Origin of the sequence: Methylobacterium sp. WL69 (assembly GCF_008039485.1) — a bacterium.
Classification (GTDB): domain Bacteria; phylum Pseudomonadota; class Alphaproteobacteria; order Rhizobiales; family Beijerinckiaceae; genus Methylobacterium.
In genome coordinates, this window is sequence record NZ_VRUZ01000007.1 from 1 (window position 1) to 23,428 (window position 23,428).

The 23,428-nt window shown below is 69.2% G+C and carries 20 protein-coding genes and 2 pseudogenes; 12 read left to right on the forward strand and 10 right to left on the reverse strand.

Annotated elements, in window-relative coordinates; translation table 11 throughout:
* Nucleotides 1-3: 3 nt before the first annotated feature.
* From FV218_RS03735 to FV218_RS03755, 5 genes are all read left to right on the forward strand, one after another.
* Nucleotides 4-732, forward strand: coding sequence for a CpaD family pilus assembly protein (locus FV218_RS03735; RefSeq protein WP_056093861.1), 729 nt, complete (start codon nucleotides 4-6; stop codon nucleotides 730-732).
* 127 nt (nucleotides 733-859) lie between these two features.
* Entirely contained in the window at nucleotides 860-2,104 is a 1,245-nt protein-coding gene (locus FV218_RS03740) for an AAA family ATPase (protein ID WP_056093865.1), read from the forward strand.
* Between the two features lie 33 nt (nucleotides 2,105-2,137).
* Nucleotides 2,138-3,583, forward strand: a complete 1,446-nt coding sequence (locus FV218_RS03745; protein ID WP_056093868.1) for a CpaF family protein — start codon at nucleotides 2,138-2,140, stop codon at nucleotides 3,581-3,583.
* 49 nt (nucleotides 3,584-3,632) lie between these two features.
* Nucleotides 3,633-4,601, forward strand: a complete 969-nt coding sequence (locus FV218_RS03750; RefSeq protein ID WP_147708758.1) for a type II secretion system F family protein — start codon at nucleotides 3,633-3,635, stop codon at nucleotides 4,599-4,601.
* Between the two features lie 28 nt (nucleotides 4,602-4,629).
* Entirely contained in the window at nucleotides 4,630-5,601 is a 972-nt protein-coding gene (locus FV218_RS03755) for a type II secretion system F family protein (RefSeq protein WP_056093873.1), read from the forward strand.
* Here FV218_RS03755 and denD read toward each other — a convergent pair whose 3' ends face one another.
* The 5 genes from denD to FV218_RS03780 form a co-directional block, all read right to left on the reverse strand.
* A complete protein-coding gene (gene denD, locus FV218_RS03760; RefSeq protein WP_147708759.1) occupies nucleotides 5,602-6,555 on the reverse strand; it encodes a D-erythronate dehydrogenase in 954 nt (317 codons plus the stop codon).
* A 521-nt stretch (nucleotides 6,556-7,076) separates the two neighbouring features.
* Nucleotides 7,077-8,333: a 3-oxo-tetronate kinase gene (gene otnK, locus FV218_RS03765; protein ID WP_147708760.1), complete on the reverse strand. Its 1,257-nt coding sequence runs from the start codon at nucleotides 8,331-8,333 to the stop codon at nucleotides 7,077-7,079.
* A complete protein-coding gene (otnI, locus tag FV218_RS03770; protein WP_147708761.1) occupies nucleotides 8,330-9,121 on the reverse strand; it encodes a 2-oxo-tetronate isomerase in 792 nt (263 codons plus the stop codon). Before otnI ends, otnK begins: the two co-directional genes overlap by 4 nt.
* Before the next feature lie 14 nt (nucleotides 9,122-9,135).
* The gene (ltnD, locus tag FV218_RS03775) at nucleotides 9,136-10,056 is read right to left on the reverse strand and encodes an L-threonate dehydrogenase (RefSeq protein ID WP_147708762.1); all 921 of its coding nucleotides are present in this window, start codon (nucleotides 10,054-10,056) and stop codon (nucleotides 9,136-9,138) included.
* A 62-nt stretch (nucleotides 10,057-10,118) separates the two neighbouring features.
* Nucleotides 10,119-11,435 carry an MFS transporter gene (locus FV218_RS03780; RefSeq protein ID WP_147708763.1) on the reverse strand — a complete coding sequence of 439 codons (1,317 nt, stop codon included), beginning with the start codon at nucleotides 11,433-11,435 and terminating at the stop codon, nucleotides 10,119-10,121.
* A 190-nt stretch (nucleotides 11,436-11,625) separates the two neighbouring features.
* Between FV218_RS03780 and FV218_RS03785 the strand changes: the two genes are divergently transcribed.
* A complete protein-coding gene (locus FV218_RS03785) occupies nucleotides 11,626-12,636 on the forward strand; it encodes a LacI family DNA-binding transcriptional regulator (RefSeq protein ID WP_147708810.1) in 1,011 nt (336 codons plus the stop codon).
* Between the two features lie 26 nt (nucleotides 12,637-12,662).
* Nucleotides 12,663-13,322, forward strand: a complete 660-nt coding sequence (locus FV218_RS03790) for an aldolase (RefSeq protein WP_147708764.1) — start codon at nucleotides 12,663-12,665, stop codon at nucleotides 13,320-13,322.
* A gap of 415 nt (nucleotides 13,323-13,737) precedes the next feature.
* Here the strand turns inward: FV218_RS03790 and FV218_RS03795 are convergent, their stop codons facing one another.
* Nucleotides 13,738-14,703: a helix-turn-helix domain-containing protein gene (locus FV218_RS03795; RefSeq protein ID WP_147708765.1), complete on the reverse strand. Its 966-nt coding sequence runs from the start codon at nucleotides 14,701-14,703 to the stop codon at nucleotides 13,738-13,740.
* A 279-nt stretch (nucleotides 14,704-14,982) separates the two neighbouring features.
* Between FV218_RS03795 and FV218_RS03800 the strand changes: the two are divergent.
* From FV218_RS03800 to FV218_RS03810, 3 genes and pseudogenes are all read left to right on the forward strand, one after another.
* Nucleotides 14,983-15,482: pseudogene (locus FV218_RS03800) on the forward strand (helix-turn-helix domain-containing protein); the annotation flags it as partial.
* 433 nt (nucleotides 15,483-15,915) lie between these two features.
* On the forward strand, nucleotides 15,916-16,620 hold the full coding sequence (locus FV218_RS03805) for a TerC family protein (protein ID WP_187272956.1): 705 nt from the start codon (nucleotides 15,916-15,918) through the stop codon (nucleotides 16,618-16,620).
* Complete coding sequence (locus FV218_RS03810) at nucleotides 16,613-19,540, forward strand: PAS domain S-box protein (RefSeq protein WP_147708766.1); 2,928 nt, start codon at nucleotides 16,613-16,615, stop codon at nucleotides 19,538-19,540. The genes FV218_RS03805 and FV218_RS03810 overlap by 8 nt, the downstream gene beginning before the upstream one ends.
* Before the next feature lie 4 nt (nucleotides 19,541-19,544).
* On the opposite strand, the gene FV218_RS03815 is transcribed toward FV218_RS03810, so the two are convergent.
* The 4 genes from FV218_RS03815 to FV218_RS03830 form a co-directional block, all read right to left on the reverse strand.
* Nucleotides 19,545-19,796 (reverse strand): hypothetical protein, encoded by a 252-nt coding sequence (locus tag FV218_RS03815; protein ID WP_056093903.1) that lies wholly within the window; start codon nucleotides 19,794-19,796, stop codon nucleotides 19,545-19,547.
* A 97-nt stretch (nucleotides 19,797-19,893) separates the two neighbouring features.
* The gene (gene rpsI, locus FV218_RS03820; protein ID WP_056093906.1) at nucleotides 19,894-20,373 is read right to left on the reverse strand and encodes a 30S ribosomal protein S9; all 480 of its coding nucleotides are present in this window, start codon (nucleotides 20,371-20,373) and stop codon (nucleotides 19,894-19,896) included.
* A gap of 2 nt (nucleotides 20,374-20,375) precedes the next feature.
* Complete coding sequence (gene rplM / locus FV218_RS03825; protein ID WP_056093908.1) at nucleotides 20,376-20,849, reverse strand: 50S ribosomal protein L13; 474 nt, start codon at nucleotides 20,847-20,849, stop codon at nucleotides 20,376-20,378.
* A 328-nt stretch (nucleotides 20,850-21,177) separates the two neighbouring features.
* A complete protein-coding gene (locus tag FV218_RS03830; RefSeq protein ID WP_147708767.1) occupies nucleotides 21,178-21,618 on the reverse strand; it encodes a PaaI family thioesterase in 441 nt (146 codons plus the stop codon).
* Between the two features lie 60 nt (nucleotides 21,619-21,678).
* Here FV218_RS03830 and FV218_RS03835 point away from each other — a divergent pair.
* Both FV218_RS03835 and FV218_RS03840 read left to right on the forward strand, forming a co-directional pair.
* Nucleotides 21,679-22,089, forward strand: a pseudogene (locus FV218_RS03835) (CoA-binding protein); the annotation flags it as partial.
* A gap of 330 nt (nucleotides 22,090-22,419) precedes the next feature.
* Entirely contained in the window at nucleotides 22,420-23,376 is a 957-nt protein-coding gene (locus FV218_RS03840; protein ID WP_147708769.1) for a helix-turn-helix domain-containing protein, read from the forward strand.
* Nucleotides 23,377-23,428 lie beyond the last annotated feature (52 nt).

Below are 23,428 nucleotides of genomic sequence, written 5' to 3' on the forward strand. Positions count from 1 at the left end.
ACCATGCTCCCGTCCCCCTCGCCCAAAACCCTGGCCGCCCTCGCCGCCCTGGCGGCGCTCCTGGGCGCCTGCCAGAACCGCGCCCCGGCGACGACGGGCTCGCTCTACCCCACCGACTACCGGGCCCGGCACCCCATCGCCCTCGCGGACGCCTCGCGCAGCCTCGACGTGTTCGTCATCGGCACCGGCCATATCGATCCGCGCCAGGCCGCCGACATCGACGCGTTCCTCCTCGAATTCCGGCGCTACGGCCGCGGCACCCTGGTCCTCGACCTGCCGCGCGGGGTCGCCCCGGCCGTGGGCGCCGCCGTGGAGCGCACCGGCGCAGCGATCCGCCGGATGGGCATCGAGAGCGGGCTCGCGCCGGGCCAGGTCGTGGTGACGAACTACCTCGTGACGAGCCCGTCCCTGGTCGCCCCCCTGCGCCTGAGCTTCCAGCGCATGGAGGCCAAGGTCGCGAGCCAGTGCGGGCTGTGGCCACAGGATCTCGGGGTCGGGGATGCCGGCTTCACCGGGCGCAACGAACCCCATTGGAACCTCGGCTGTGCCACGCAGTCGAACATCGCCGCCCAGGTCGCCGATCCCATCGACCTCGTCCGGGGCCGTCCCGAGGGGCGGATCGACACCATCCGGCGCACCAAGAACATCGAGAAAATGCGTAACGGAAATGATCCGTCAATTCCCTGGCGCCAGGATGGCAAGGCCGACGTGAAATCCCAGCTCTCCCAGTAGGGTTTCCCCGGGCGTCCCCGCCCCGGGGGCACTTTCCAGGGACTTGGTGCCAAGGACTTGGCGCCCCGACCGAACACCGCGAGCCCGATGCGCGCCCCCCGGGGCAACCTGAACCGGAACAAGAGCCATGGTCGACCCGAACCAGACACCCGAGCGCCTCATCGCCCCGGTGCCGCGGATCACGATCCAGGCCTTCTGCGAGACCCAGGACACGGCGGCCGTGATCGAGGCCGCGAGCTCCGACCGCCGGATGCAGAAGGCCCACGTGAAGGTGCAGATGGGCGGGGGCGCCGCCGCGGTGGAAGCCTATCGCCATGCTCCGACCCCGAACGTCATCGTCATCGAGACGCAAGGGGCGAAATCGCGCCCCATCGAGTGCCTCGATTCCCTGGCGGAGGTCTGCGACCCCGGCACCAAGGTCGTCGTCATCGGCCACGTCAACGATGTCCTGCTCTATCGCCAGTTCATCCAGCGCGGGGTGAGCGAGTACCTCATGGCGCCCGTCGATCCCATCGCGCTGATCCAGGCGGTGTCGGACCTGTTCACCGCCCCCGGCGCCAAGCCCGTCGGCCGCACCATCGCGGTGGTGGGGGCCAAGGGCGGGATCGGGGCGTCGACCCTGGCCCACAACCTCGCCTGGACCATCGCCCGGGAGCAGGACACCGCCACTGTCATCGCCGACCTCGACATCGCCTTCGGCACCGCGAGCCTGAACTTCAACCAGGACCCGCCCCAGGGCATCGCCGAGGCGGTGTTCGCGCCCGAACGCCTCGACGCGAACCTCCTCGACCGCCTGCTGTCGAAGTGCAGCGACAATCTCAGCCTGCTCGCCGCACCCGCGACCCTCGACCGGACCGTGGACCTGTCGGAACAGGCCTTCGACGCCGTCATCGACCTCCTGCGCGGCACGGTGCCGTGCGTCGTCCTCGACGTGCCGCATGTCTGGTCCGCCTGGACCAAGCGCCTCCTCGTCTCGGCCGACGAGATCCTGATCGTGAGCGCGCCCGAACTCGCCTCCCTGCGCAACACCAAGAACATGCTCACCCTGCTGCAGCAGAACCGGCCCAACGACCGCAAGGCGCGCGTCGTCCTCAACGGCGTCGGCATGGCCAAGCGCCCCGAGATCAGCGTGGCCGAGTTCGGCAAGGCCCTCGACATCCCCATCACCGCGAGCCTGCCGTTCGATCCGGCCCTGTTCGGCACGGCGGCGAACAACGGCCAGATGATCGCCGAGGTCCAGGCCGGGGCGAAGGCCACGGACGTGCTCTCGGACATCGCCGCCATCCTCGTGGGGCGTCCCGAGACCAAGCGGTCGCGCAGCACCCTCCTGGAGCCGCTCCTGTCCCGGCTCCAGCGTCGCAAGGCCTCGTGATGCGCGTGACCGACCCCACGGCAGGAGGACGCCATGTTCGGTAGGCGTCAGGGTGCGGCGGCCGCGCAGGTCGCCCCGATGCACCTCGCCCCGCGCGCGGCGACCCCGCAGCCCGTCTACGAGGAACCGGCGGGGCGCCCGCGCGTCGAGGCGCCCAAGCCGGTCCAGCCCGTGGCGGAGGCGGCGCGGTCCGACGACTATTTCCGCACCAAGAGCATGATCTTCGGCGCGCTGATCGAGGCCATCGACCTCGCCCAGCTCGCCCGCCTCGACGCGGAATCGGCCCGCGAGGAAATCCGCGACATCGTCTCGGAGATCATCGGCCTCAAGAACATCGTCCTGTCCATCAACGAGCAGGAGGACCTGCTCGACGACATCTGCAACGACGTCCTCGGCTACGGTCCCCTCGAGCCGCTGCTCATGCGCGACGACATCGCCGACATCATGGTCAACGGCGCCAACCGGGCCTTCATCGAAGTCGGCGGCAAGATCCAGCTCACCAACGTGCGGTTCCGCGACAACCAGCAGCTGATGAACATTTGCCAGCGCATCGTCAGCCAGGTCGGGCGCCGGGTCGACGAGGCCTCGCCGATCTGCGACGCGCGCCTCCCCGACGGCTCGCGCGTCAACATCATCGCGCCGCCGCTCGCCATCGACGGCCCGGTCCTGACCATCCGCAAGTTCCGCAAGGACAAGCTCACCCTCGACCAGCTCGTCACCTTCGGGGCGATCTCGCCGGAGGGTGCGCGCATCCTGCAGATCATCGGCCGGGTCCGCTGCAACGTCGTCATCTCGGGCGGCACCGGCTCGGGCAAGACCACGCTGCTCAACTGCCTCACCGCCTATATCGACCACGACGAGCGCATCATCACCTGCGAGGACGCGGCCGAACTGCAGCTCCAGCAGGCCCACGTGGTCCGCCTCGAGACCCGCCCCCCCAACATGGAGGGCTCGGGCCAGGTCACCATGCGCGACCTCGTCAAGAACTGCCTGCGCATGCGGCCCGAGCGGATCATCGTCGGAGAGGTCCGCGGCCCGGAGGCGTTCGACCTGCTCCAGGCCATGAACACCGGCCACGACGGCTCCATGGGGACGCTCCACGCCAACTCGCCGCGCGAGGCCCTCAGCCGCCTCGAATCCATGATCACCATGGGCGGCTTCACCCTGCCCTCGCGCACCCTGCGCGAGATGATCTGCGGCTCCATCGACATCATCGTCCAGGCGACCCGCCTGCGCGACGGCTCGCGGCGCATCACCCACATCACCGAGGTGATGGGGATGGAGGGCGACGTCATCATCACCCAGGACCTGTTCCTCTACGACATCCTCGGCGAGGACCAGAACGGCAAGCTCATCGGCCGCCACCGCTCCACCGGCATCGGCCGCCCCCGGTTCTGGGAGCGGGCGCGGTACTACGGCGAGGAAAAAGCCCTGGCCGCCGCCCTCGACGCGGCCGCCGAGCCGGAGGCCGACCTGTGACCGCCGCCCGGATGCGCCCCCTGCCCCGCGCCGTCGCGCCGGTGGCGCCATGAACGCCAACCTGCCGCTGGCCGCCGGACTCGCCGCCGTGGCCGCCGGCGCCGTCGCCTGGGCCGTGCTCACCCCACTCCTGTCGGGGGAGAAGCGCGTGAGCCAGCGCCGGAGGGCCGTCAGCGTCGTGACGCAGGCCGGCAGCGCCCGCGCCGTGACCACCAGCCGGCGCGAGCAGGTCGCGAAGAGCCTCAAGGAGATCGAGGCGAAGAAGGCCGGCACCCGCGTCACCCTGGACCTCAAGATCGCCCGGGCCGGCCTGAGCTGGACCAAGGAGAAGTACTACGTCATCTCCGCCGTGCTGGCCCTCGTCGTCGGCGCCGTGGTCTTCCTCGGCACGGGCAGCATTCCGGCGGGAATCGCGGCGGTGTTCGCCGGCGGGATCGGCCTGCCGATGTGGTTCCTCGCCCACTGGCGCAAGCGCCGCATGGCGCGCTTCATCGACGAACTGCCCACCGCCATCGACATCATCACCCGCGGCGTGCGCTCCGGCATCCCGGTGGGCGACTGCTTCCGCATCATCTCGCGCGAGGCGGAAGAGCCGATCCGCTCGGAGTTCCGGATGGTGGTCGAATCCCAGACCCTCGGCCTGTCGATCAGCGAGGCCCTGGTGAAGATGTACGAGCGGGTCCCGGTCTCCGACGTGAACTTCTTCGCCATCGTCATCGGCATCCAGGCCAAATCCGGCGGCAACCTGTCGGAGGCCCTGGCCAACCTCTCCCGCGTCCTGCGCGAGCGCAAGAAGATGGCCGGCAAGATCCAGGCGATGAGCATGGAGGCCAAGGCCTCGGGCGGCATCATCGCGGCCCTGCCCTTCGTCGTCGCCACCATGACCTACATCGCCAGCCCCGACTACATCTCCCTCCTGTGGACGACGGATACCGGCAAGCTCGGCCTCGTCGCCTCGGCGATCTGGATGTCGCTGGGGATCTTCACCATGAAGAAGATGATCGCTTTCGACTTCTGACCCGCGCGCGACTTCGCGAAAGCCCGCCATGCTGGACACCCTCGCCACCAAGATCACCGACCCGCGCGTCCTCGGAATGGCGCTCAGCGGCATCGCGGCCGCGGCCACCGCCTTCGCCCTGCTGCAGCCGCTGTTCGAGCCGGACCGCCTCGGCCGGCGCATGAAGATGGTGGGCGAGGAGCGCGAGGAGCTGCGCCAGCGCGAGCGCGACCGGCTGTCGAACACCGCCGCCAAGGCGACCCTGCGGGTGGCGCCGAAGGCCTACATGAAGCGCGTGGTGGAGCAGTTCAACCTCGGCCGCTGGCTCGGGACAGAGACGGCGCGCCAGCAGCTGCTCATGGCCGGCTACCGCTCGCCCGGCGCCGAGACGGGGTTCCTGTTCTTCCGCATGGTGACGCCCATCGGCATGCTGGCGGCGGCGATCCTCTACCTGTTCGTCCTCAAGGTCATCGACCAGCCCGTGGCGATCCGGACCATGATGGTGATCGCCGCCGTGCTCTTCGGGATCAAGCTTCCCGAACTCTACCTCCACAACGCCACCAAGAAGCGCCAGACCGAGATCCGCAGGGCCTGGCCCGACGCCCTCGACCTCAGCCTGATCTGCGTCGAATCGGGCATGTCCATCGAGAACGCCTTCCGGCGGGTCAGCACGGAGATCGCGACCCAGTCCATCGTGCTGGCCGAGGAGCTCGCCGTGATGACGGCCGAGCTGTCGTTCCTGCCCGACCGGCGCCTCGCCTTCGAGAACCTGGCCAGCCGCACGGGCCTCGACCCGGTGAAGGCGGTGACCACCGCCCTGATCCAGGCCGAGCGCTACGGCACGCCCGTCGGCCAGGCCCTGCGCGTGCTCTCCCAGGAAAGCCGCGACACCCGCATGAACGAGGCCGAGAAGAAGGCCGCCGCCCTGCCGCCCAAGCTCACCGTGCCGATGATCCTGTTCTTCCTGCCGGTGCTGTTCGTCGTGATCCTGACCCCGGCGATGATCCAGGTGTTCAAGTAGTCACAGCCCCGTCTCGGCGATGTGGAGGGCCACCAGTTCGTCGAACGACGCGTCGCCGGAAAAACCCAGGGCCAGGGCGCGCTCCGTGGCGAAGGCCTCGGGCCAGGTCTCGACGATGGCGCGGATCGCCGGATCGGGCTCCCGCCGGATCAGCGCGACGGCCCGGTCCCCGGCGGCCCGGCGCAGGGCCTCGATGGCTTCCGCCACGGTGACGGACAGGCCCGGCATGGTCAGGTTTCGGCGGGTGCCGAGGGCCGAAAGATCGAGGCGCGCGGCGTGGAGCAGGAAATTCGTGGCCGCGCGCGGGCTGGCGAACCAGTGGCGCACGGTGTCGGGCACGGGCAGGATCGCTTGCCTGCCCGCCAGGGGCTCGCGGATGATGCCGGAGAAGAAGCCCGACGCCGCCCGGTTGGGCAGGCCCGGCCGCACGCAGATGGTGGGCAGGCGAAGGCCGATGCCGTCGACGATGCCGCGCCGGCTGTAATCCGACAGAAGAAGCTCGCCCATGGCCTTCTGGGTGCCGTAGGAGGTCGCCGGGGTCAGGATCATGTCGTCGGGGATGACGCCCGGCAGGGGCGGCCCGAACACGGCGAGCGATGAGGTGAACACCACCCGCGGACGGTAGCCGTCGCCGACGCGCCGGACGGCGTCGAGGAGCAGGCGGGTGCCGTCGAGGTTGACCCGGTAGCCCTTCTCCAGATCGGCCTCGGCCTCGCCCGAGACGATGGCGGCGAGGTGGAAGATCACGTCCGGCCGCCCGGCGACGGCCGCCGCGGCGGCGCCGGGGGCCGACAGGTCGGCGGCGGCGCAGCGGGCCACGCCGCTGAAGCCGTCCGGGTGTTCGGGGGCGGCGATGTCGACGAGGGTCAGGGCGTCGAAGCGGCCTTCCGCCACCAGGGCGGCGGTGAGGCGGCGGCCGATCATGCCGGCGGCACCGAGGATCAGGGCGTGCATGGGGCGTTCCTTTCACGGTCGCTGGGGGGCAAGTGAAATTCGTTCGATCGCTTCAATCGAGCAGTCGCGCCGCGCTCCCTCTCCTGGAAGGCAGGGCGATCGCATATGGCGTTTGGGGCGTTGGGAACGCCCGCAACGCTTCGTCATCCCGGGGCCGCGCAGCGGAACCCGGGACCCAGAAACACCGGTTTTGCAAGGTTTTGCGCTGTCGGCGGCTCTGGATTCCGGGTTCGCCTGCGGCGCCCCGGAATGACACCGGAGGTCATATGCGATCGCCTTGCCTGGAAGGAGAGGGTTGGATTGAGGTGTGCGAACTCTTCGGATAATCCACGACCCTCACCCCAACCCTCTCCCAAACAGGAGAGGGGGCCCGTCGCGCGTGTTCGAAGCCTTTCGTGTCCTATTCTAGCGCCGAGAAAACCCATCTGCGATCGCCCTCTCCTTCCAGGAGAGGGAACCCGTGCTTCTCCTCGTCCTTCAGCGATTTCCAGAAGCGCCGGACCGATCTGACGAAGACCATGTCAGTCCATCAGCGCGAGGGCCCGAACAAAGAAGTCCGGGCCGCCGAAATTGCCGGACTTGAGGGCGAGGCGCATGGGTGTCGCCCCGCCCAGGGTGCGCAGGACCGGGACGCCGGGGGCGATCTCGGGGCCGAGCAGGAAGGCACGCAGGCCCAGCCGGTCGACCACGGCGCCCGAGGTCTCGCCGCCGGCGACGACGAGGCGGCGCACGCCCCGCGCCACCAGGGCCTCGGCGAGGGCGGCCAGGGCCGCCTCGATGGCATGGCCCACGGCCTCGCCGCCGTGGCGGGCCTGGAGGGCGCGGACGGTGGCCGGTTCGGCGCTGCTGGCGATGAGGACGGGGCCGGCCCCGATCCGCGCCCCGGCCCAGGCGACGGCGTCGGACACCGCTCCGGCTCCGGCCAGGATGCGCTCGGGATCGAGGCGCAGCACCGGCATCACCGCTTCGGCCGCCGCGATCTGGCCCAGGGTCGCCTGCGAGCACGAGCCGGCAAGGCAGGCGGCGTGACCGCCGACGGGGGCGTCCGCGTCCGTGTTCGCCCCGCCGCGCCCGGCCGCCACCAGGGCACGGGCGAGGCCGAGGCCGAGGCCGGAGGCGCCGACGGAGAGGGGATGGCGCAGGGCGGCCTTCCCGAGGGTTTCGAGGTCGGATTCGAAGACCGCGTCGGCGATGGCGGCGCCCATGCCCTCGGCCGCCAGGGCGTCGAGGCGGGCCGCCACCGCCGCCGGTCCGGCCGCGACAATGGGCAGGTCGACGAGGCCGACGGGCGCCGTGCTCTGCCGGGCGAGGACCCGCACGAGGTCGGCGTCCCGCATGGGGTTGAGGGGATGGTCCTTGAGCGGGCTCTCGTTCAGGGGCACGCCGCCGACGAAGAGGTGGCCCTGATAGACCGTGCGGCCCGTCTCCGGGAAGGCGGGGGTGACGAGGGCGATGCGCCCGGCCCTGAGGGCGTCCATGACCGGGCCGATATTGCCGGCTGGCGTCGAATCGAAGGTCGAGCAGATCTTGAACAGGACATGCCCGGCCCCGCGCGCCCGCAGCCAGGCTTCGGCGGCGCGCGAGCGCGCCACGGCTTCGGCGGCCGGGATCGAACGGCTCTTGAGGGCCACCACCACGGCATCGACCTCCGGCAGCACGAGGTCGTCCGCCGGGATGCCGATGGTCTGGACCGTGCGCAGGCCCGCCCGGGTCAGGGTGTTGGCGAGGTCCGAGGCGCCGGTATAGTCGTCGGCGACCGCTCCGAGGGCGAGGCTCATGCGCCGCCCCCCTGGCCGGCGCGGTAGGGGGCGAACCAGCTCAAGCCCTCGGCGGTGCCGGCGGCCGGGTTGTACTCGCAGCCGACGAAGCCCGCATAGCCGAGGCGGTCGAGCTCGGCGAACAGGAACCCGTCGTTCATCTCGCCGGTGCCGGGCTCGTTGCGGGCGGGCACGCTCGCGGTCTGGACGTGGCCGACCATCGGCATGAGCTCGCGCAGGCGGGTGGTCACGTCGCCGTGCAGGATCTGGCAATGGTAGAGGTCGAACTGGAGCTTGAGGTTCGGCAGGGCGAGGTCGCGGATGAGATCGGCCGCCATCCCGAAATCGGCGAGGAAGTAGCCCGGCATGTTGCGGGCGTTGATGGGCTCCAGCACGAGGTCGAGTTTTTCACGGGCCAGCCGCTCGGCGGTCCAGGCGACCGCCCGGCGGTAGGCGTCCCGTGCCCGCGGGTCGCGCGGATCGGCCATGCCGGCCATGAGGTGAAGCCGGGCGACGCCCGTGGCTTCGGCGTAGCGCAGGCCCGTCTCGACGCCCGCCTGCACCTCCGAAAACCGGTCCGGCAGGGCGGCGAGGCCGCGCTCGCCGGCAGCCCAGTCGCCCGGCGGCAGGTTGAACAAGGCCTGGGTCAGGCCGTGCCGGGCGAGGCGCTCGGCGATGGCCTCGGGGGGATGCTCGTAGGGAAACAGGAATTCGACGGCCGTGAAGCCGGCCTCCGCCGCCGCCGCGAAGCGGTCGAGGAACGGGACTTCCGTGAACATCAGGGTCAGGTTGGCGGCAAAGCGCGGCATGGTTCGGGGCTCCCTCAGGCCTTGGCGGTCGGCAGGGTGGCGCCCGCCACCCGGGCGTAGAGGCGGGCGACGGAGGAGTCGTCGTCGCCCCCCATGCCGGAGCCCGACGCCATCAGGAACATCTGGAGGGCGGCGGCCGCCACCGGCACCGGGTATTTTTCGGTCCGGGCCATGTCCTGCACGATGCCGAGATCCTTGACGAAGATGTCGACAGCGCTCTTCGGGCTGTAATCGCCGTCGAGGACGTGCGGCATCCGGTTCTCGAACATCCACGAATTGCCGGCGGACGCCGTGATGACCTCGTAGACCTTCGCCAGATCGAGGCCCTGCTTCGCCGCAAAGCTCATGGCCTCGCAGGCGGCGGCGATGTGGACGCCGGCGAGCAGCTGGTTGATCATCTTGAAGGCGGCGCCCTGCCCGGCCGCGTCGCCGAGCTCGTAGAGCTTGCCCGCCATGGCATCGAGCGCCGGCCGGGCGGCGGCGAAGGCCGCCGGCGTGCCCGAGGCCAGGAAGGTGAGCGTGCCGTCGAGGGCGCGGGCGGCCCCGCCGCTCATGGGCGCGTCGAGGTAGTGGCGCCCCGTCGCCTCCAGGCGCGCGCCGAGGCGCCGGGCGATGGCCGGGTCCATGGTGGCGGACGACACGAACACCGCGCCGGGCGCCATGGTCTCGGCGGCCCCGCCGGGGCCGAACAGCACGGCCTCCGTCTGCGCGGCGTTGACGACGACGCAGATCACCACGTCGGCGCCCCGCGCCGCGGCGGCGGGATCGGCCGCCGGCTCACCGCCGAGGGCGGCGAAGCGCGCCACCGCGTCGAGGTTCACGTCGCAGGCCGCGACGGTGAAGCCGGCCCGGAGCAGCGAACCGGCCATGCCGGCGCCCATGGAGCCGAGGCCGATCACCGCCGCGCGGTTTTTGTCCTGTGTGTCGAGGCTCATCGAAGACCTGTCGGATGGGGTGTCGGAAGGACTAGCGAAGGGGGCGGCCGGCCGCCCCGATGTCAGCGGTTGACCACGTGCTTCGGCGTCACGAACACGCAGGCCGCACCGATCACCAGCATGGCGGCGAGCGCATACATGCCGGCGGCGGTGGAGCCGGTGAGGTCGCGCAGGATGCCGATGAGGTAGGGGCTGGCGAAGCCCGCGAGGTTGCCCACCGAGTTGATGAGGGCGATGCCCGCCGCCGCCCCGGCGCCGCTGAGGAAAGCGGTGGGCAGGGACCAGAACAGGGGCGCGCAGGTGAGCACGCCGCCCGCCGCCACGGCGAGGGCCGCGATGGCCACCACCGTGCTGCCGGCGCTCGCCGCCACCACGAAGCCGGCGGCGCCGCACAGGGCCGGGACGATGAGGTGCCAGCGGCGCTCGCGCATCCGGTCGGCGCTGCGGCCGAGCCCCACCATCACGAACACCGCGAACAGGAACGGGATCGCGCTGACGAGGCCGATGTTGAGGTTGCCCTGGACGCCGGACGCCTTGACGATGGTCGGCATCCAGAAGGTCAGGCCGTACTGGCCCGTGACGAAGGCGAAGTAGATCAGGCTCATGAACCAGACCTGTCGGTTGCGGAACACCGTGGCGATGGAGTGCGGGCTCGCCTCCTTGCCGGCGCCGTCGGCGGCGATGTCGCGCTCGATGACCGCCTGCTCGGCCGGGTCCAGCCATTTCGCCTCGGACGGGCGGTTGTCGAGGTAGAAGAACACCGCGAGGCCGACCAGCACCGCCGGCACCGCCTCGATGAGGAACATCCACTGCCAGCCCGACAGGCCGTGCGCGCCGTGGAACGTGTCCATGATCCAGCCCGAGAGCGGGTTGCCGAAGATGCCCGAGACGGGAATCGCCGCCATGAACACGGTGATCACCCGGGCGCGGCGATGGGCCGGGAACCACGTCGTCGTGTAGAGGATCACGCCCGGATAGAAGCCGGCCTCGGCGAGGCCCAGCAGGAAGCGCATGAGGTAGAACGTCGTCGCCGAGTTCACGAACATGAACCCGGCGGAGATGAGCCCCCAGGTGATCATGATGCGGGCGATCCAGACCCGCGCCCCGACCCGGTGCAGGATCACGTTCGAGGGCACCTCGAACAGGAAGTAGCCGATGAAGAACAGCCCGGCGCCGAGGCCGTAGACCGTCTCGCTGAAGCCGAGCTCCTGGGACATCTGCAGCTTGGCGAAGCCGACGTTCACCCGGTCGAGATAGGCGACGACGTAGCAGAGCATCAGGAACGGCACGAGGCGCCAGAACACCTTCCGGTAGGTCCGGTCGACGAAATCGGGCGCGGACGTCGCGACGCCCGGCGCGGCTCTGGCCTGCACCGTCATGGTTTCCTCCGATCGGCACAGTCGTTGCGCTGCACCATTTAGGGCGGCCCCGTACTGTTCGCCGGCGCTCGAATCATTGAATACCGAATTTTGGCAGCGCTGCCAATCTGATTGTTGCGCGCGCCTAACCTTGCTATGGGCATGCGATACGAGAACTGGGACGAGGGAATGAGGACCGCGCCGCGTGACCATGCATGACCCCGACCACCGCGCCGTGACCCTGGCGGACGTCGCCCGGCTGGCCGGCGTCGGCGAGAGCACGGTGTCGCGGGTCCTGCGCAACCAGGGCTCGTTCTCGAAGCGCACGCAGGCGCAGGTGGCGGAGGCGGTGGCGCGCCTCGGCTACGTGCCGAACCGCCTCGCCGGCATGCTCGCCGGCGCGCAGGGCACGGCGGGGGCCAAGCTCGTCGGCATCGTCATCCCGTCGCTCGGCAACGTGGTGTTTCCCGACCTCCTGAGCGGGGCGGCCTCGGTCCTCGACCGCGACTGCTTCCAGAGCGTCATCGGGGTGAGCGACTATGATCCGGGTCGCGAGGAAGCGCTCATCGGCGCCCTGCTGTCCTGGCGCCCGGCCGGGCTCATCGTCACCGGCCTCGAGCATACGGACGGCGCCCTGGCGCGCCTGCGGGCATCGGGCATCCGCGTCGTCGAGATGATCGACACGGACGGCCCCGGCCTCGACATCGTCGTCGGGTTCTCGAACCGGGCCGTGGGCCGCGACAGCGCCCGCCACCTGCTGGCGCGCGGCTACCGCCGCATCGGCTATGTCGGCCACGACGTCACCCGCGACCTGCGGGCGGGCAAGCGCCTCGCCGGCTTCACCGAGACGCTGACGGAGGCCGGGATGCCCCTCCGCGACCGCGAGATCGCGGCCGGCGCCTCCTCGGCCGCCGCCGGGCGGGCCGCCCTCGACCGGCTGCTCGCCCGCACCCCCGGCCTCGACGCGGTCTACTTCTCCAACGACGACATGGCGCTCGGGGGCTACTTCCACTGCCTCGCGGCCGGCCTGACGATCCCCGACCGCCTCGCCCTGTTCGGCTTCAACGCCCTCGACATCACCGCCGCCATGCCCCAGCCGCTGGCGACGGTCCGGACCCCGCGCCGGGCCATCGGCGCCGTGGCGGCGGAGCGCCTCGGGGCCGGCGGCCCCAGGGAGGTCGTCGACCTCGGCTACGACCTGGTTCCGGGCGCCACCGCCTGATTGTTTCGCCCGACAGGAGGCATTCCATGAGCGACGCGGCATTGCGGGACCAGATCTGCCGGTTCGGCCGCTCCCTGTTCGAGCGCGGCCTGACGCCGGGTTCGTCGGGCAACATTTCGCTCCGCCTCGACGACGGCGGCTGGCTGGTGACGCCGACCAACGCCTCGCTCGGCTTCCTCGACCCGGCGACCCTCGCGCACCTCGATTCCACGGGCCGCCTCGTCTCGGGCCACGCGCCGACGAAGGAGATCCCGCTCCACGCCGCCCTGTACGACAGCCGGGCCGACGCCCGCGCCATCGTCCACCTGCATTCGACCCACGCGGTCGCCGTCTCGATGCTGCCGGAGATCGACCCGAGGGCGGTGCTGCCGCCCCTGACGCCGTACTACCTGATGCGGGCCGGGGCGACGGCCCTGGTGCCGTACTACCGCCCCGGCGACCCGGCGGTGGCCGACGCGATCCGGGGCCTCGCCGGCCGCTACGCCTCGGTGCTGCTCGCCAACCACGGCCCCGTGGTGGCCGGCACCACCCTGGAGAACGCGGTGTTCGCCACGGAAGAGCTGGAGGAGACGGCCAAGCTCTACCTGTTGCTGCGCAACCTCAACCCGCGCCACCTCAGCCCGGCCCAGGTCCAGGACCTCGTCGCGCATTTCGGCCTGACCCTGCCGGAGCCGCACGACCACTGAGACGGCTTTTGCGCGACCGCTTCGGATCGAGCGGCCGCGACGGCCGTTGCCCCTTCGTGCAGACCGTCTGCGCGCATCCCCCTCTCCCCGACGAGGGGGAGACGCGTCCCTCTCCCCAGCCAAGCGGGGCGAGGGGATGTGCACGGGGGGCGGAGCTTCGTCGACACCGTGCTTCAGCGGGGGTTTCCGGCCGCGCGCCCCGGCACACGACCGCCCTCCATTCCCGTGGCGGACACCCGACGCTTGGCACCCGCTCCGAAGGTCCGGACCAGGTGGGAAGCGGGCTTTAGCCCTCAGCCCGGAAGCGGATGTTCGGTGTTCGACCCTTCACGGCTGTATCGCGACCCTCGTGCCGTTGCGAAGACGGACGTTTGACTGCGCTGCAGCTTAGGGAATTCTGGACGCGTAGGCGCTGTTACAGATCTCGCATCCTCGACGCATGTCGGTATTCGCTCGGCGTCATTCCGAAGTGTGCCTTGAAGCGGCGGGAGAAGTGCGGCTGGCTTGCGAAACCACACTCATATGCAAGTATACCGATTGATATGTGGCGGCATCCGGGATTCTTCAAATGTCTGGACGCCGCCAGCAGCCGCCGCTGCCAGATCCAGTCGGATATATGCTGTCCGTGATCGTGGAACAGTTGCTGAAGTCGCCGCAGCGAAACGCCAACTGCTGCTGCGAGTAGCGGCGGATCCAGGCTTACGTTGTTGAGATTTGCCTCAACGTACGCTTTGGCGCGTTGGATCACCAAAACTCCTGAAATTGGTCGAGGAACCTCCTTTGCGAGGCGCTCAGCAAGGCTGGCGATGACAAGGTCGATCCCTACCCCAGCCATTCTTTCAGCAGCAGAAGGCGGCAGCCGACCGCCTTCGCGCATAAGGTTGCACAGGAAAGAGCGGGTCAGGGTCGCCACCGGCTGGTGGCTATCGACCGTCAGACCAGCGAAAATTCGGGCTGACCCCAGGACGCCCTCAAGCCGCTTCCGCGGGATTGAGATAGCCAATACTTCGCTGTAACCGTTGTGCTCGTTAGCCCAGGATGTGTTCGTGTCGCGTATGGCGAAGTCACCGGCCTCGTCAGTGCTCGATCGGTCGTTCTGGTGTGAGCATACGGTGCCGTTCAACACTATGTTTAAGAAGAGCTGATCGGTCTTGTGATTTTCGCTTCGAAGTGTCCGCGGTGTTGTCGAGACTCTAAGATTACTCAACGCGAACCATGTGAAGTCCAAGCCACCAATATTTGCGCCCTTAATAGAGGCGTTGAAGGGCTCATTGTCGAGACAGCTTTGATTCAGCGGGACAATTCGATCTTCGCAAATATCTTTCCAATGGCGAAACCGATTTTTCGGTAGCACCCCGTCTGTCGAGAAAATGGTTTGCATTGCAACTTGTAGTTTAGATCCGATATTATGGTACAGATGCAGGAATACTGCATTGCAGCAATCTGCACAAGTGCCTATGTCACGTCCGTATCTTGGGCTATGTATTATTTGTGTTTCTATTTAAATTACCTTATTTACCCATGCGATATATACAGAAGACACTTAAACTTGTACGGCAGCGAACAATGATTCGCGTTCGCAGGAGAGCAAAAGAGTTTGCGCTCTCATACCAAACCTCGTTGATAAGGACTCACACTGAGTAGCGGTACGGAGCGGGCTGTGATTCAGTCCTTGGGTTTGAAGCCTGAGGAGGATGCGATGGCTGCTCCTGTGCCGCGGCGGTCGGATTTCGATGCGCAAGCCTTGCGTGCTTTGGCCAAGGGTTCGCGCGATCCGGCCCAAACCCGCCGCCTTTTGGCGATGTCGGCGATCTCGGCGGGCGGGTCGCGTTCGGACGCGGCCGAGATCGGCGGGGTCGGGTTGCAGACGGTGCGCGACTGGGTGGTGGCCTTCAACTCGGACGGTCCGGACGGACTGATCGACGGTAAGGCCCCGGTGCCCGCCCGCGCCTGAACGCCGATCAGCGCGAGGTCCTCAAGGGGCTCATCGAACGGGGGCCGACGCCCGCCGCCCACGGCGTGGTGCGCTGGCGCTTGTGCGACTTGGCGCAGATCCTGTGCGAGGATCACAGGGTGTCGGTTTCTGAGCAGACCTTGAGCCGGGTCTCGCGGGCGATGGGGTATCGCAAACTCTCGGCTCGACCGCGCCATCACGCCCAAGGCCGCGCGGCCTATCTGGCAAGGGTGTGGCGTAATGACTGGCCGAGAGTTCTCGGGGCACGACCAGAGCAATATGTTTTCCACCCGACCCGGATGTAGATCATCTTCCACCGAGCTGCTGCGAAGCGGACCTTCCGAGGATCCGCAAAGGGTCGAGTGCGACCGGTACCAAGCGCCAAGTTCCGACCAAAAGGACCAGGCCCCGCGCTTCCCCCCAGCGGGCAAACCCGCAAGCCGAATGGTCGGCCCCGATCGCCGCACGGCGAACGGCAATTCCACGGGCCGCCCGACGAAACGCCGGCACACCCCGGAAACCCCCGCTGTCCACACCCAAGTCCCGCGCAAGACCGCGGGCGCGGCTCACCATTCAGGCGCATTCGCGTAGGACAAGGCGGCGCCGCGCACTCCGCGCCGGGTCCGTCTCAAGGCAGCGATGATCTCCCTCGACACGCCGTTTCTCGTCTCGGTGCTCCAGATCGTCTGGATCGACCTGCTGTTGTCCGGCGACAACGCCGTAGTCATCGCCCTGGCGTGCCGGGCGCTGCCGCCGCGCCAGCGGCGGATCGGTATGCTGCTCGGGGCCGGCACGGCGGTGGCCCTGCGCATCGTCTTCGCCCTCGTGGTATCCTGGCTCCTGGCCGTGCCCCTCCTGCGCGTGGTCGGCGGCGGGCTGCTGCTCTGGATCGCCGTGAAGCTGGCGCTGGGCGAGGACGAGGATGCCCACGCCGTCGACGAGAGCAACTCCCTGTGGCGGGCGGTGCGGACCATCGCGGTGGCCGATGCGGTGATGAGCCTCGACAACGTCGTCGCCATCGCGGCCGCCGCCAAGGGCCATGCCGAACTGTTCGTGTTCGGGCTGCTGCTGTCGATTCCCCTCATCGTCATGGGGGCCGCCCTGATCACCCGCCTGCTCCAGAGATTTCCCGCCATCGTCTGGGCCGGGGCCGGACTGCTCGGCTGGATCGCCGGCGAGATGATCGCCACCGACCCCCTGTTCGCCGGGGGGCTGGCGGGCCTGCCCCATGCGGCGACCTGGGCCGCCGCCGCCGGCGCCATCCTGGTGGTCGCCGTCGCCGCGCTCCTGACCCGGCGGCGCACGGTCCGGACGCGGGCCTCGGACGCGGTCCAGCGTGGCTGATTTCTTCTCAGGGCGTCCGCGCCCGGCCGTCGCCCCGTGGGGCGCCGGTCTCGCCGGCCTCGTCGTCCTGATCCTCGGGGGCTGGCAGATCGCCCGCCGGATCGCCCCCGCGGGGGCGGAGGCGTGGGCGCTCGACACCGCGATCCCGGCCGGCCTCGTCGGCGTCGCCGTCTGCGCCCTCGTCGGCCTCGCCCTGGCCCTGGACCGGCGGCGCCGGTCCCTCGCCGCCGAGGGGGCCCTGTTCCTCGGCCTGTTCGAGGCTACGTCGGACCCCCAGATCCTCGTCCGCGTGGCGGCGGACGGCAGCCTCCGGATCGTGCGGGCCAACGCGGCCGCCCGTCTCGCTGCGGCGCTGCCCCCGGACCGGCCCTTCGCGGAAGAGATCCCGCCGGGCGAGGCGCAAGCCATGCGTCCCCACCTCGCGGAGGCCGTCGCCACCGGCCAGCCGGTGCGGGTCGAGGGCCAATCCCTGCCGCTGTTCGGCCTCGGCGGCGCCGACGTCCTCTACGTCCCCGTGCGCGGGACGGGCGCCCCCACCCTGGTCTGCGTCACCCTGCACGACCTCGCCCGCCTCAGGGGCGCCGAGGCGGAGGCCCGCGACGCCACCCGCCTCCTCGCCATGGCCGAGCAGGTCGCCCATGTCGGCCACTGGCATGTCAGCCTGGCGACGGACGCGGTGATCTGGTCGGACGAGGTCTACCGCATCCACGGCCTCGATCCGGCGCACTTCACCCCCACCCTCGCCACCGGAATCCGCGCCTACCACCCCGACGACCGCGCCCGCGTCGAGGAATGCATCACGGCGGCGATCCGCGACCGGACCGGCTTCGAGATCCGCCTGCGCATCGTCCGGCCCGACGGCGACGTGCGCGACGTGTTCGCCCGCGGCATCTATCAGGCGGCGGGGGCGGAGGGCGGCGATTCGCTGTTCGGGGTGTTCGCCGACCTCACCGACCGCAAGCAGGTCGAGCGCGCGCTGGCGGACAAGTCGGCGCTTCTCGAGGCGACCCTCGAGAGCATCGACCAGGGCCTGATGCTCATCGCCGCCGACGGGACCGTGCCGGTGGCCAACCACCGGGCCATCGAGATCCTGCGCCTGCCCCCCGGCATGATCGGCCAGCGCCCCGATTACCGCGCCGTGCGCCGGCACTGCCGGGCCACGGGCGCCTGGGGCGTCCTGATCCAGGACCCGGCGCACTGGCACCTCGACGGCGAGCGCCGCACCACCGACCTGCGCTCGGAGCGCCGGCGCGACGACGGCAGCGTCATCGAGATCCGCTCCCTGCCGATCCTCGACGGCAAGGGCCACGGCAAGGGCTATGTCCAGACCCTGACCGACATCACCGACCGGCGCCTCGCCGAGACCCGCCTGCGCGACAGCGAGGCGCGCTACCGGCTGCTCGCCGACCACACCTCGGACCTCATCCTCCTCGACGACCCCAACGGGCGCCACCTCTACATCTCGCCCGCCATCACCCCCATGCTGGGCTACAGCCTCGACGAGGCCAACGCGGCGGGCCTGCGCACCCTCGTCCACCCGGAGGACATCGCCAACCTGTCGGCGACCCTGCACGCCCTGGCGCCGGCGCGCCCCACGGGGTCGGCGGTCTACCGCCTGCGCCACAAGGACGGGTCCGACATCTGGGTCGAGGCCGCGTTCCGGCGCATCGAGGAGCACGGCAACGTCCAGATCATCCACGCCATCCGCGACGTCACCGAGCGCCAGCGCCAGGAACTCGACCTCGAGCGGGCCAAGGTGGCGGCGGAGGCCGGCGCCCGGGTCAAGGCCGAGTTCCTCGCCAATATGAGCCACGAGCTGCGCACGCCGCTCACCGGCATGCTCGGCGTCCACGACCTGCTCATGGGCGACGCCGCCCTGAGCGTCTCGCAGAAGCGCCTCCTCGGCCTCGCCCAGGAATCGGGGCGCTCGCTCCTGACCATCGTCAACGACATCCTCGACTTCTCGAAGATCGAGGCCGGCCAGCTCGCCGTCGAATCCCTGCCCTTCGGCCTGCGCGCCCTCCTGGAGGGGTGCCGCGAACTCTCCGTCGAAGCGGCGCGGGGCCGCGCCGTCACGGTGTCCGTCGAGGTCGCCCCCGACATGCCGGACTGGTTCATCGGCGACCCGACCCGCCTGCGCCAGGTGGTGCTGAATCTGGCCACCAACGCCATCAAGTTCACCACGGACGGGGGCGTCACCCTGCGGGCGCGCTGCAGCGGCGCCGGCGCCGTCCCGCTGGTGACCATCGAGGTCGTCGACACCGGCATCGGCATCGCGCCCGACGCCCTGCCCCACCTGTTCGAGCGCTTCGCCCAGGCCGACGGCTCGATCTCGCGGCAATACGGCGGCACCGGCCTCGGCCTCGCCATCAGCCGGCGCCTCGTCCGGCTCATGCGCGGCGAGATCGGGGCGACGAGCCGGATCGGCGAGGGCTCGACCTTCTGGTTCACCCTGCCCCTGCCCCTGGCGCAGGCCACGGAGGGCGGAGCCGGGCGCACGGCCCTGACGGCGCCGGCGCCGCTCGCCCGGCGCCTGCTGCTCGCCGAGGACAACCCCATCAACCAGGAGATCATCGGCACGGTGCTGCGCCAGAAGGGCCACGCCGTCACCGTGGTGGGCGACGGCGAGCGGGCGGTGAGCGCCGTCGCGACGGAGCCGGCCTTCGACCTCGTGCTCATGGACGTGCAGATGCCGGGCCAGGACGGCCTGTCGGCGACGCGGGCGATCCGTCAGGCCGAGGCCGACGAGGGCCGGCGGCGGCTGCCCATCGTGGCGCTCACGGCCAACGCCATGGCGGAGGAGATCGCCCGCTGCCGGGCCGCCGGCATGGACGCCCATGTGGCGAAACCCGTCGACTGGACCCTGCTGTTCGCGGCCATCGACGGGTTGCTGTCGCGGGCGGGCGACGCGCGCCCGTAGGCGGTCAGCCCTGCAGCTCGCCCCAGGACGGCTTCCACACGGAGCGGGGGTCGATCACCACGATCTCGAGGCCGCCCTCGTTGGCGACGTGGACGGCGATGCCGAAGGCCTCGTTCACCGGCAGGGTTCCGGTGGTGCTGAACAGGGCGCCGTCGGCGAGCTTGACCTCGCCGACCACGGCGCCGCCCGTCCGGTCCAGGCACAGGGTGACCGCGCTCGCCACGGGGGCGGTGACGCGCCGGAAGGGTTTTGCCATCGGGGTGCGGTCTCCGATCGAAGGGACAGTAACGCGGTCGCGCAAAAGAAAAGGGCGGCTGTGACGCCGCCCTTCTCGCAAGTCCGTGGTGGGCCGATCAGCGCTTCGAGAACTGGAAGCTGCGGCGGGCCTTCTTGCGGCCGTACTTCTTGCGCTCGACCACGCGGCTGTCGCGGGTGAGGAAGCCCTCGCGCTTGAGCGGCGAGCGCAGCTCGGGCTCGTAGTAGGTCAGGGCCTTGGACAGGCCGTGGCGCACGGCGCCGGCCTGACCCGAGAGACCGCCGCCATGCACCGTGACGGTGATGTCGTACTGGTCGACGCGGTTGGCGATGGTGAGGGGCTGGCGCAGGATCATGCGCAGCACGGGGCGGGCGAAGTACACCTCGACGGCGCGGCCGTTGACGATGACCGTGCCGTTGCCGGGCTTGATCCAGACGCGGGCGACGGCATCCTTGCGCTTGCCGGTGGCGTAGGCGCGGCCCTGGGCGTCGAGCTTCTGCACGTGGACGGGGGCGGCGTCCTCGGGGTTCTCGACGTTGCCGCGGGTGAGGTCGGAGAGGGACTGGAGGGTCGCCATGATCAAGCGCTCACGTTCTTGCGGTTGAGGCTGCCGACGTCGAGCGCCTGCGGCTGCTGGGCGGTGTGGGGGTGCTCGGAGCCCTTGTAGACCCGGAGGTTGCCCATGATCTCGCGGAAGAGCGGACCGCGCGGGAGCATGCGCTCCACGGCCTTCTCGACGATGCGCTCGGGGAACCGGCCGTCGAGGATGAACTTGGCCGTCCGCTCCTTGATGCCGCCCGGATAGCCGGTGTGGTGGTAGTACACCTTCTGCTCGCGCTTGCGGCCGGTGAACTTCACCTTCTCGGCGTTGATGACGATGACGTTGTCGCCGCAATCGACGTGGGGCGTGTACGAAGCCTTGTGCTTGCCACGCAGGCGCATCGCGATGATGGAGGCGAGCCGGCCGACGACCAGGCCCTCCGCATCGACGATGATCCACTTCTTGTCGACATCGGCGGGCTTCAGCGAAAAGGTCTTTTGCGCGCTGCTCATCCCGTGACGTTCCATACTGATCTTGAAAAGGGCGCGCCGCCGCGTCCGGGACGCGGCGGCGTTGGTGCGGTCTCTAGGGGGTGATCGGCGCGGCGTCAAGCCGGAATGCGGTTTCGGGCCTCGAAATGGCGAAAACCGCAATGTTCTGAGCAGGTTCAGAGAAGTGGTATCGGAGTACCGTAAGGTGCGCATCCCCTTCCCCCCCTGCGGGAGAAGGTGGCCCGCGCAGCGGGTCGGATGAGGGGTGTGACCGATCCGGAAGTGTCGCTCCCCTCTCCCGCCTGCTCCGCAGGCACCCTCCCCCGCGGAGGGGGGAGGGTTCGCCGTGCTACCGCTCCGGCGGGATCGAGTACGTCCCCGTGGCGTGGCACACGAGGTCGTCCGAATCGGGCGCGGTGATCGCCACCTCGCCCACGGCGAGGCGCCGCCCGAGCTTCAGCAGCCGCGCCTCCGCGAAAAGCCCGTTCGGACCGGGCTTCCGCAAAAAGTTGAAGTTGAGGCTCGTGGTGACGGCCAGCGCCACGGGGCCGATGTTCGACAGAATCGCCGCGTAGAGGGCGTAATCGGCGAGCGCCATCATGGACGGGCCCGAGACCGTGCCGCCGGGGCGCAGGTGGCGGTCGTGGTGGTCCATGCGCATGGTCGCGCGCAGGGGCCCGACGCCGACGAGGTGATAGGTCCGCCCGCCCGCCGCCATCTGCGGAAACGCCGCGTCGAGGAAGTTTCGGGTCTCGGACAGCGACAGGGCGAGCGGCGGGGTGTCGGACATGCGGGCGGGCCTCCGTCTCGACCTTGCAGCATGACGGGCCATGCCCGACAAGGGGCCGGCATGCCCAGCCACGACGCCTACGACCCTGCCCTGATCCGCCGGGTCCTCACCGAGACCCGACACATCGCCCTCGTCGGCGCCTCGGCCAATCCCGCCCGGCCGAGCCACCACGTCATGGCCTTCCTGCTCGGGCGTGGATACCGCGTGACCCCGATCAACCCCGGCCTCGCCGGGCGGACGCTTTTGGGTGTCCCCGTCTTCGCCCGCCTCGCCGACCTGACCGAGCCCGTCGACATGGTCGAAATCTTTCGCAGTTCCGACGCGGCCGGCGGCGTGGTGGACGAGGCGCTGGCCCTGCCCTGGCTGCCGCGCTTCATCTGGATGCAGGTCGGGGTCCGGGATGACGCCGCCGCCGCGCGGGCGGAGGCGAAGGGGTGTGTGGTGGTGATGGACCGGTGTCCGAAGATTGAGATGTTTCGGTAGCGGAGTGAGTCCCGCGGTCCACGACCTCGTCCTTCCTTGATGCTTTGCAGCAACTTCAATGTCGAATTGAAACCACTGGAATTTTTCAACGAAAAGTTTGGTGGTTATATGTCAGGACTTAAATTGCTAGTGTGAGCGCCCAAACTCCGCTCGACTGTGACCACTCAAATCGCTGCGCAGGGAACGTGTCCGGCAGGACGCGCACGCAAAGGTGTCGCTCAACCAGTTGCCGATGCCGCCCATCGGTGTGGATCGAGGTTTTTTGAAAAGTAACCGTCTTGCCCGTGTCTCGCACTTCTCTTCTGGACTAAGACACCCATGAAAACGGTGTTCTCGACCGACAACATCCAGCAGAGCCAGCGCTTCCGGGTCTGGCGGGAAACGCTCTTCGACTGCATCGGCCCCGTCGAGCAGAAGCAGATCGACGATGGGCCGTTCAACGGCCGAATCGAAGCAGTCCGCGTCGGGGATCTTCGGATGACCCGTGTTTCCGAGAGCGCGCTGCAGACCGAGGTCACTCCAGCGACACTCCGGCAACGGGAAGACACCGGCACGGTTTTCGTGCTGATTCAGCTCGAAGGCCGATCGACCAGTTCGCAGGACGGTCGCGATACAGTCCAAAGACCCGGCGACATCATCGTCCTGGGCGGACGACCGAACGTTCACCGGTCGAGTCGTACGGACAGATCGATCGTCTTGGAATTACCACGCGAAAAACTCGAAAATTTTCTGGGTCCGACAAAAATATATACGGCCTTTGCCTCGGGAGCGAATTCCCCCGGATCGATGCTCGCGGTGCAATTTTTCAAGCAACTTGCCGATTTTGCCGAAAGCCTAACCACTGATACAGCCAATCGGATGTCAAGAATCGGCGTCGATCTCGTCATAGCGAGTTTCGCCGAACGCATGGCGCAAGACTTACCGAGAGATCTGTATGGGACCGTCGTGGTCCAGCGCGCCAAGCACTACATCGAGGCCAATCTGCGCGATCCGACGCTCGACCCGCGCCAGCTCGCGGCCGCCATGGGCATCTCGCTGCGACGCCTGCAGGAACTCTTCCATCGGGAGGGACAGCACATTTCGGACTGGATCTGGGAGCGCCGGCTCAAGACCGCCGAGTTGCGCCTGAAGGATCCTACCTGCAGCCATCTGGCCATCGCCATGATTGCTTACGATTGCGGATTTGCCAATCCGGCCCACTTCAGCCGGCGCTTTAAGGATCGCTTCGGGCTGACGCCGCGCGAATTTCGGCATGCGGCGGCCGTGAATACTTGAACAGCGCCGAATCGCGCTCGATCCCCTGTTATTGCCCGAGGGATACGAAAAA